This is a genomic window from Devosia sp., from assembly GCF_017307565.1.
GTDB lineage: Bacteria > Pseudomonadota > Alphaproteobacteria > Rhizobiales > Devosiaceae > Devosia.
The window spans coordinates 1-9256 of the sequence record NZ_JAFKHD010000201.1 but is presented as its reverse complement, the minus strand read 5'-3'; the positions used below and the strand labels follow the sequence as shown (position 1 = coordinate 9256).

9 protein-coding genes are annotated in these 9256 nt (G+C 60.5%); 6 read left to right on the top strand and 3 right to left on the bottom strand.

Annotation, left to right across the window (positions count from 1 at the left end; all coding sequences use genetic code 11):
- Together J0I64_RS06325 and J0I64_RS06320 are read right to left on the bottom strand one after the other, a co-directional pair.
- The coding region (locus J0I64_RS06325; protein WP_291406755.1) for an extracellular solute-binding protein at positions 1-566 on the bottom strand (566 nt) is incomplete at its 3' end.
- 189 nt (positions 567-755) lie between these two features.
- Positions 756-1709 carry a sugar-binding transcriptional regulator gene (locus J0I64_RS06320; protein WP_291406754.1) on the bottom strand — a complete coding sequence of 318 codons (954 nt, stop codon included), beginning with the start codon at positions 1707-1709 and terminating at the stop codon, positions 756-758.
- Between the two features lie 258 nt (positions 1710-1967).
- Between J0I64_RS06320 and J0I64_RS06315 the strand changes: the two genes are divergently transcribed.
- On the top strand, positions 1968-2450 hold the full coding sequence (locus J0I64_RS06315) for an NUDIX hydrolase (RefSeq protein ID WP_291406753.1): 483 nt from the start codon (positions 1968-1970) through the stop codon (positions 2448-2450).
- A gap of 497 nt (positions 2451-2947) precedes the next feature.
- Complete coding sequence (locus J0I64_RS06310; RefSeq protein ID WP_291406752.1) at positions 2948-3508, top strand: diguanylate cyclase; 561 nt, start codon at positions 2948-2950, stop codon at positions 3506-3508.
- Between the two features lie 17 nt (positions 3509-3525).
- Here J0I64_RS06310 and J0I64_RS06305 read toward each other — a convergent pair whose 3' ends face one another.
- The gene (locus J0I64_RS06305) at positions 3526-5187 is read right to left on the bottom strand and encodes a Na/Pi cotransporter family protein (RefSeq protein WP_291406751.1); all 1662 of its coding nucleotides are present in this window, start codon (positions 5185-5187) and stop codon (positions 3526-3528) included.
- 283 nt (positions 5188-5470) lie between these two features.
- Between J0I64_RS06305 and ugpB the strand changes: the two genes are divergently transcribed.
- The 4 genes from ugpB to J0I64_RS06285 form a co-directional block, all read left to right on the top strand.
- A complete protein-coding gene (gene ugpB, locus J0I64_RS06300) occupies positions 5471-6796 on the top strand; it encodes a sn-glycerol-3-phosphate ABC transporter substrate-binding protein UgpB (protein ID WP_291406750.1) in 1326 nt (441 codons plus the stop codon).
- Between the two features lie 103 nt (positions 6797-6899).
- Positions 6900-7784, top strand: a complete 885-nt coding sequence (ugpA, locus tag J0I64_RS06295; protein ID WP_291406749.1) for a sn-glycerol-3-phosphate ABC transporter permease UgpA — start codon at positions 6900-6902, stop codon at positions 7782-7784.
- Between the two features lie 12 nt (positions 7785-7796).
- Complete coding sequence (gene ugpE / locus J0I64_RS06290) at positions 7797-8645, top strand: sn-glycerol-3-phosphate ABC transporter permease UgpE (RefSeq protein WP_291406748.1); 849 nt, start codon at positions 7797-7799, stop codon at positions 8643-8645.
- Positions 8646-8648: 3 nt separating this feature from the next.
- A partial coding sequence (locus J0I64_RS06285) for an ATP-binding cassette domain-containing protein (RefSeq protein WP_291406747.1) occupies positions 8649-9256 on the top strand: 608 nt, incomplete at its 3' end.

Genomic DNA, 9256 nt, shown 5'->3' with positions numbered 1-9256 from the left:
TCGCCCCAGCCGGCCTTGCCGCGAAGGCAGATGCCGTTGATGTCATTGGCGCGATCGGTCATGGCGCGGGCCGCTTTGCCGATGAATTCCCAGGTCGGGGCATCGGGCATGGTCAGGCCGGCTTTTTCCATCAGGTCCTTGCGGTACATGATGAAGGAGCTCTCGCCGTAGAACGGGGCCGCATAGAGCTTGCCATCGACCGAAAGGCCACCGCGGATGGCGGGCAGCAGATCGTCGACGTCATAGGCGGCATCGGCAGAGAGCGCATCGAGCGGCTTGAGCCAGTTCTGCTTGGCCCAGATCGGCGCCTCATAGGTGCCAATGGTCATGACGTCGTACTGGCCGCCATTGGTGGCGATGTCGGTGGTGACGTTCTGGCGCAGCGTGTTTTCTTCCAGCACGACCCAGTTGAGCGCAATGCCAGTTTCTTCGGTGAAGGCTGAAGACAGGCCCTGCATGCGGATCATGTCGCCATTGTTCACGGTGGCAATGGTCAGCGTCTGCGCCGAAGCGGAGCCAACGAGGGCAAGCGTCATCGCGCCCACGAAAAGGGGTGTCAGTTTCATTGAAGTCCTCCCAAGACGAAGCGAGTTTTTGCTCCTGTCGTGAGCAAATGTTCACCGGCCGAGCAAATATGTCAATAGGGGTCGCGCGGCGAACTGCTGCCGCACGTACCTCACATCTCCGGAAGATCAGGAAAATCAGCGCGGACAGCGTTTAGACAAAACGCGCCGTGAATGGGCGAATGCCCGGAACTAAGCCAGTAGCGACTCGGCAGTGCGCTCGTCGGTGATGACGCCATTGACGAGGCGCCGATTGAGCGCGGCGCGGATGGCTGGCGCTTTTTGCCGTCCCATGGCGAGGCCGACAACGAGGCTGGCTTCGCGCGAGGGAATGGGGGCCGAGGCGACACGATCATTGATCAGCCCCTCGATGAGCCGCCCTTCGGCATCAAAACACCAGCCGCAGATTTCGCCGACCGCCCCAGCCTTTTGCAGCATCTTGTGGTCGGCTTCGGAAATGAAGTTGTCGAGCAGCAGGGGCGCCTGGGCTCCGAGATCACCGATACCGACGAAGGTCACATTGGCCTCCGCCGCTAGGGCAACGGTTGCCTTGATCATCGGCTGGCGATGCAGCATTTCGCGCTCTGCCGCGGACGAGGCGATAACCGGCAGCGGCATGGGGAAGCTGCGGGCCTTCACGAGATCGGCGACGTTGAAGATGACGTTGTAGAAAGCGGCGGAGCCATCTGGCGCGATATTGCCGGTGAGGGACACAACCTTGTGTTGCGGACACTCCATCGGCTGGATCTGCTCGATCGCGGCCTTCAGCGTACGGCCGGTCCCGATGGCCATGGTGATAGGATCAGGGCGCATCAGCCAGCGCTCGATTTCGGTGGCCCCCGCTTCGGCCACGCCGATGGTAGTGGAGTCGCTGGCCGGGTCCGAGGGGACGACTTCGACGAGATCGAGCGCAAAGCGGGATTTGAGGCGCGCACCGAGATCCATGCAGCGGCCGATGGGGTGATCGAGACGGACTTTGATCAGCCCTTCGCTGACGGACAGCGAGACGAGACGCTGCGCCGACTGGCGCGAAATGCCCATCTTGGCGGCAATCTCTTCCTGCGTATTGCCGGCAACGTAGTAGAGCCAGCCGGCGCGGGCGGCATCGTCGAGCCGGGTCGCAGTGTTCTCTTGTCGCGCAGCCATTCGTATCACCTTATCCCTCGCGCGATTATTGCAAAGCGCGCCATCGCCGCAAGCGCGATCAACGTCGCAGTTCAAGTCTCTCGGGGATGAATGAGGCGCGCCGTCATTCATTGAGCACCAGATCACCGCTCTAAGCCCGGCGCAGTTTGCACCGGCATTTCACCCGCACAGCGATGGTTGAACACGTGTGCATTGTGTTTTGAGGAAATGGCGCGCAAACTTTTCCTGTCTTGAGTCGCTGCATTTCCGGATCAACCAATGGCACCAGCGGCCTCCGCCGTCCCAATACTCTGTCACCAGGTTGCCGCCCTACCCTGGCGGCGCGACAGCGATGGCGCGGTATTGGTACTGCTCATTACATCGCGCAACAACGGCAAGTGGATGCTGCCAAAGGGTTGGCCGATCAAAGGATTGAGCGACGCGGATTCCGCGCGGCAGGAGGCATTGGAAGAGGCTGGCGTCGAGGGCGAGATCGACGCACACGCCATCGGCTCCTATCGATATTCCAAGCTCTTCGGCAATGGTACGAGCGCGCCGGGCCAGGCCCTCATCTTCCCTCTGACCGTCACGCGCGAGCGCAAGGGCTGGAAGGAAAAGGGTCAGCGCAGACGCCGCTGGGTGACGACAGAAGAAGCCGCCCACCTCGCGCACGAGCCTGATCTCGCACGCTTTCTCAGCAATCTTGCCGCCGGGCGGGTGCTATTGCCAGGCCAAGCGGAGATGGCTGCCGAAGTCATCTAATGAATTTCGACCGGATTCCCCGGCAGAACGTCTTGTTCGAAAAGGCAGCTACGCCTTCGGCTGCGCCACGGTCATCGTTCACTCTGCGGCCCACACGAACGAATTCACCGTCCCCCAGCCTTCCTCCACCGAAACGCCCCCTCCCTCTTAAGTCACCTGTCGAAGGCGACCAAAATCTCTGACTTTTCCAGTGGATAGGCAAAAGCTCGCCTCAAAACCGCTCTGACCGAAGCATCCCCGGGAGTGCGCAATTTTGTCTATTTCGCACCTGCATATGTTCGGTAGCGACGTAGAGGCCATCAATGATGAACCGCGCCAACATTCCGCAAAATCACGCAATATAGTTGAGTTGCCCAATTCTGATAAAATTTGATGTATTGATCTGAAATGCAAACAGCGCATGAAATCAATCAATAAAACTCCATCATTTTCTGTCAGTATGGGTTGATAGGTATGGGTTATCACTGAGTACATGATGCTCTCGGAGGCGGTTGAACATGGCCAAGTCCTGGTTCAGTTGGTTTGACGGAAAGAACGAAGATACCGCGGATCGTCGTGCGGTCGTACCCCGGCCGCTGATCGATATCGGCCCGGATGACATCGACCCGATAACCGGCGCTCTCTATTGGGATCGCTTCCAGACCATGCTGGATGCCGAGCAGGCTCAGGCTCCCGGTGTTCTGCTCGTCATTGACCTCAGCGAACGCTCCAACCGGGTCCGCAACGACGATCACGATAAAACAGCGGAAATCCTGCCCTGGTTGGCCCAGGCCATCCGCCAGGCCGTTCGCTCGGACGATTTACTGGCCCATGTCGATGGCTTCCGCTTTGCAGTGCTGCTGCGCGGCGCGCCGCAACAGGCCGGCCAGGCGACTTGCGACCGTATTCTTGAATCGGTGGACAACACCATTTTCATGACGGCCGGCGGGATCTCGCGGCTGGGCGTGACCATAGGCGGCGCCGTGTTCGAAACCGATGGTGGCCGAGAAGCCTTTGCCACCGCGACCAAGGCCCTCGATCGCGCCAAGCGCTCGGAACAGCACGCGCTTCTGCAGTAGCAGAGCGCGTGGTCTCCTTATTGACCCGGACCTCTGGCGAGCCTTGAGCCCAGAAGTTCGCCCTGGTCGCTGAGGATCGAATAGGCCACCCCGCACAGCAGTGAATTGATGTGGCGCAGCGAGCGGACCGTCTGCAGGTGCAGTTCGCTGGTCTCGAAGCTGTTCGGGTCGCCCTTGCGCAGGCGCGCAAAATGCTGGTTCATGCTGTGACGCTCCAGCACACCGACGGCATCCTTTTCCGCCACAAGCTGACGCGCGGATTCGATATCTTCTGACACCAGCACATTGAGCGCGAGCTGCAAATTGCCGAGCACGCGGGCGTGCAGGTCGAGCAGTTCCTGCCAGCCCTGCGGCGAGAAAGTCAGATGCCGGTCGGCCAGCTGGTCGGCAACGCGCAGCAATTGCCGGGCAATGATGTCACCGGCCTGCTCGAGACCGATGGCAAAGGTGCTGAGATCGGAAGCTCGGCTTGCCTGCGCCTCGTCCATCTGGTCCCAATCGAGCTGGGCGAGGAAAAGCTTGATCGAGGCATTGGCGCGGTCGACCTCGGGCTCCAGCGCCTTGACGCGCCGGATCGCTGCCTTGTCGCCACCCTTGAGGATTTCCATCGCCGGCTGCAGCATGACTTCGACCATTTCACTCATGCGCAGCAGTTCCCGCGTGGCGCTGGCGAGGGCAGCATCGACATTGCCCTGCGGGCCGGCAGCGAGCGCGGGGCGGCGAAGGCGGGCAATGTCGGCCGTTTCGTCGGCGTTATCGCTTACCACGCGGTCAAGAAGGCGCGCCGCGGGGCCAACCAGCGGCAGGCCCAGGATCATGACGATAAGGTTGAAGGCGCTGTGAAAAAGGCTCGCCTGTTGGCCGACATTGCCCGGCAGGCCGAGCGTATGCACCTGCAGCACGTTGATAGCCACGAGACAAATCACCGCCGCGCCACCGCGGAAGAGCAATGCGCCAATGGCGATGCGACGGGCACGCACATCGGCACCGCGCGTCATGCCGAAGGCGATGAGCGTGCCGCCAAGATTGGCGCCGAGCACCAGAGAGGCGGCGACTTCGAACGGAATGACGCCGGCCGCGCCGAAAGTGATGATGACGAGCACGCTGGCGACGGATGAATAGGAGAGCCAGGTAATGACGGCGGCGACGATGAACCCGGTCCAGGGATCGCCGCGCAGATAGTTGATGGCGACGGCCAGCACGTCGCTGTCGCGCCAGGGCGCGGTCGCCTGCGACACCATTTCGAGCGACAGCAGCACGAAAGCAACGCCCAGGATCATGCGGCCGAGCTGCTTCATTTGCCGGTCATTGGCGCGCATGAAGAGGGTGCCGCCGACGATGATCAGCGGCGCCGTCAGCAGGGTTAGGTCAAAGGAGAGAACACTGGCAACGAGCGCCGAGCCGAAATAGGCCCCGAGCATGAGCGCCAGGCCCGTGCTGCCCGCCAGCAATCCGCCCGAAGCAAAGCTGGAGGCGAGCGCGGCGACGGCCGTGGAACTCTGCAAAGCTACGGCCATGCCGGTGCCGACCAGCGCGGCCGAAAAAGCACTGCGCTCGGCATGCGCAAGGGTGCGCTTGAGCTGGGCGGAATAGGCCCGCTCCACCGCCGTGCGCACCATGCGCACCGCCCACAAAAGGAGCACGATGGCCGCCATCAGATGGACGATGATGAAGTACATCAGGCCTCCCCCGCCCAAATACGACTCTGACTCGCCATCATGTTCACATGAACATACGCAGCGCAACAGCCCGCTGCACTGCTGTGCAAAAGTGTCATGCAACCCACCTGCAGAGATGCCTAGGGATACTGGACTTTCGCACGTTGAAACGGCCGAAATTTGACCATCCGAACAGTTCAAAATGTTCATTTGAACATTTTTCTATTGCAAAGCGCGGATCGACTGATACGAATTTGGAAGCACGAGGCGGGGAGGCCTCGGCCAAAAACTCAAGGGAGTGAGAATGTTCAAGAACGTTTTGTTCCTGTCCGCGGGCCTGGCTGCCGTATTGTCGGCCGCTCCGGTTGCCGCGCAGACGGAAATTGCCTGGTGGCATGCCATGGATGCCGAGCTTGGCAAGAAGCTCGAGGAAATCGCCAGCGGCTTCAATGCCAGCCAGAGCGAATTCAAGGTCATTCCGACCTATAAGGGCAGCTATGCCGAGACGCTGACCTCAGCCATCGCGGCCTTCCGTGCCAACGAACAACCGGCCATCGTGCAGGTCTTCGAAGTGGGTACGGGCACCATGATGGCGGCCAAAGGCGCCGTCTATCCGGTCTACCAACTCATGGCCGACAATGGCGAACCCTGGGATCCATCAAGCTTCCTCGCGCCGGTGACCGGCTATTATTCGGACACGGACGGCAACATCCTCTCGATGCCGTTCAACTCCTCGACCCCGATCATGTACTACAACAAGACCGTGTTCGAAAAAGCGGGCCTTGATCCGGAAGTCGCGCCCAAGACCTGGGCAGATATCGAAAACTTCTCCCGCAAGATCCTCGAATCCGGCGCCGCGCCCTGTGGCTTTACGACGGCCTGGGTGAGCTGGATCCAGACCGAGAACCTTTCGGCTCTCCACGACCAGCCTTTCGGGACGCTCGAGAACGGCTTTGGCGGTCTGGGCACCGAATTCACGTTCAACGGCGACGTGCAGGCCAAACACTGGACCAACCTGAAAAAATGGGCTGACGAAGGGATCTTCAAGTATGGCGGACCCGTTGGCGGTCCGGATGCTGCGCCCAAGTTCTATGCGCAGGAATGTGCGATCTTCATGAACTCCTCGGCAGGCCGCGCTGGCGTCATCAACAATTCCAAGGACTTCGAAGTCGGCTTTGCGCCCCTGCCCTATTATGACGATGTCACGACCGAGCCCAAGAACTCGATCATCGGCGGCGCAACGCTTTGGGCGCTCAATGGCAAGAGCCCGGAAGTCTACAAGGGTGTAGCCCAGTTCTTCACCTATCTGAGCCGACCGGAAATTCAGTCGGGCTGGCACCAGACGACCGGTTACCTGCCGATCACCAATGCCACGTATGAGCTGGGCAAGGAGCAGGGCTACTATGCCGCCAATCCGGGTTCGGACGTTGCCATCAACCAGATCACCCGTGGCACCCCGACTGCCAATTCCAAGGGCGTTCGTTTCGGCAACCTCACCCAGATCCGCACCGTAGTGGACGAAGAGTTCGAAGCCATGCTTGCCGGCAACAAGACCGCGCAGCAAGCCCTCGACGCTGCCGTCGAACGCGGCAACGTGATCCTGCGCGAGTTCGAAGCCGCCAACAGCTGATCCTCCCCGGATCGTCCCGACCAGTTCGGTCGGGGCGGTCCAACCGGCGGCGCCTCAATGCCGCCGGAACAACAACAATCGGCCTCTTGGGGGAGTTCGGCCCATGCAAACCAAGCGCACCATTTTTCCAAACAAGCTGCTGCCATACATTTTGCTGGCCCCGCAGCTTGCCGTGACGCTGATCTTTTTCATCTGGCCCGCATTGCAGGCCGTCAAATCGTCTTTCGAGCGCGAGGACCCGTTCGGGTTCAAGACCACGTTCATCTGGTTCGACAACTACAAGCGGCTTTTCGCAGACCCCAGCTATCTCAATGCGGCGGGGAACACGCTGGTCTTTGCCATTTCGGTGACCGTGTTCTCGATGAGTCTGTCCCTGCTCCTGGCCGTGGCCGTCAACCGCGTGCTGCGCACCAACCGGCTCTACACGACGCTGCTGGTCTGGCCCTATGCGGTTGCCCCGGTGGTCGTCGGTATTCTGTGGTGGTTCATGTTCAACCCTTCCGTGGGTATCGCGCCCTATCTCTTGCGGGGCGTCGGGATCAATTGGAACCACCGGATCGATGGCAATCACGCCATGCTGCTGGTCATTATCGCCGCCAGCTGGAAGCAGATTTCCTATAACTTCCTGTTCTTCGTCGCTGGCCTGCAATCGGTGCCGCAATCGCTCACAGAAGCAGCAGCCATCGATGGCGCGGGTCCGTTCAAGCGGTTCTGGACCATTGTCTTTCCGTTGCTATCGCCGACGACGTTCTTCCTGCTCATCGTCAACATCAACTACGCCATGTTCGACACCTTCGGCATCATCGACGCCACAACGGCAGGCGGCCCCGCCCAGGCGACCAACATCCTCGTCTACAAGGTCTATGCCGACGGTTTCCTCGGGCTCAACATTGGCTCTTCAGCCGCGCAATCGGTCGTGCTGATGCTGATCGTCATCGCCCTCACCGCCATTCAGTTCCGCTATGTCGAGCGGCGCGTGCAGTACTAGGAGCGAGCACAAATGGTAGAAAATCGCCCCTTCCTCAGCTTCCTGACCCATCTGGTGTTGATCATCGGTGTCGTGCTGGTCGCATTCCCGGTCTATCTCGCCTTCATCGCTTCGACCCATGGCGAAGGCGACTTTCTGAGTGGCCTCGTGCCACTGCTGCCCGGGCCGCATCTGATCGACAACTATCGGACCATGCTCACCGAAGGCATTTCCACGGCCGGCGCGCCACCGCTCTGGATCATGCTGACCAATTCACTGGTCATCGCCATCATCATTGCCATCGGCAAGATCACGATATCCCTGCTCTCGGCCTATGCGATCGTCTTCTTCCGGTTCCGGTTCCGGCTTGTCGCCTTCTGGATCATCTTCATTACCCTGATGCTGCCCGTGGAAGTGCGCATCATCCCAACCTTCAAGGTCGTGGCGGACCTGGGGCTGCTCAATTCCTATGTGGGCCTCACCCTGCCGCTGATCGCTTCGGCGACCGCAACGTTCCTCTTCCGCCAGTTTTTCCTCACCGTTCCGGATGAACTGCTGGAAGCAGCTCGCGTCGATGGCGCCGGTCCGATGAAGTTCTTCCGCGATATTCTCCTGCCCCTCTCACGCACAAATATCGCGGCGCTCTTCGTCATCCTCTTCATCTATGGATGGGTGCAGTATCTCTGGCCGCTGCTCGTCACCACCGACAGCCGCTACTACACGGTTGTCATGGGCATCAAGCGATTGGCCGCAACGGCCGATAGCGAGCCGCGCTGGCACCTCGTCATGGCTGCAGTGACGCTGGCCATGCTGCCCCCCGTCCTCGTCGTCATCTTCATGCAGCGCCTTTTCGTCAAAGGCCTCGTGGAAACGGAGAAATAAGCCATGGCCACGATCAACCTGGTTGACCTCAAGAAAAACTACGGCTCCGTTCCGGCCGTCAAAGGCATCGATCTCTCGGTCAAGGACGGCGAGCTCATCGTCCTCGTCGGCCCCTCGGGCTGCGGCAAGTCCACCCTGCTCCGCATGGTAGCCGGGCTTGAATCAGTCACCTCCGGCCGCATCGAGATCGCCGGCCGCGACGTGGCTAAAGCCGAGCCCGCCGAGCGCGATATCGCCATGGTGTTTCAGAACTACGCGCTCTATCCGCACATGACGGTGCGCCAAAACCTCGAATATGGGCTGAAAAACCGCGGCACGCCGCGCGAGGAAATCGACCGTCGCGTGAAAGAGGCCGCCGATATTCTCGAGATCGGGCCGATGCTCGAGCGCAAACCGCGCCAGCTCTCGGGTGGTCAGCGCCAGCGCGTCGCCATGGGCCGCGCCATTGTGCGCGAACCTGCGGCGTTCCTCTTTGACGAACCTCTGTCCAACCTCGACGCCAAGCTGCGCGTGCAGATGCGTGTCGAAATCAAGAAGCTGCAGCGCCGGCTCAAGACCACAAGCCTTTATGTGACGCACGACCAGTTGGAAGCCATGACCCTCGCCGATCG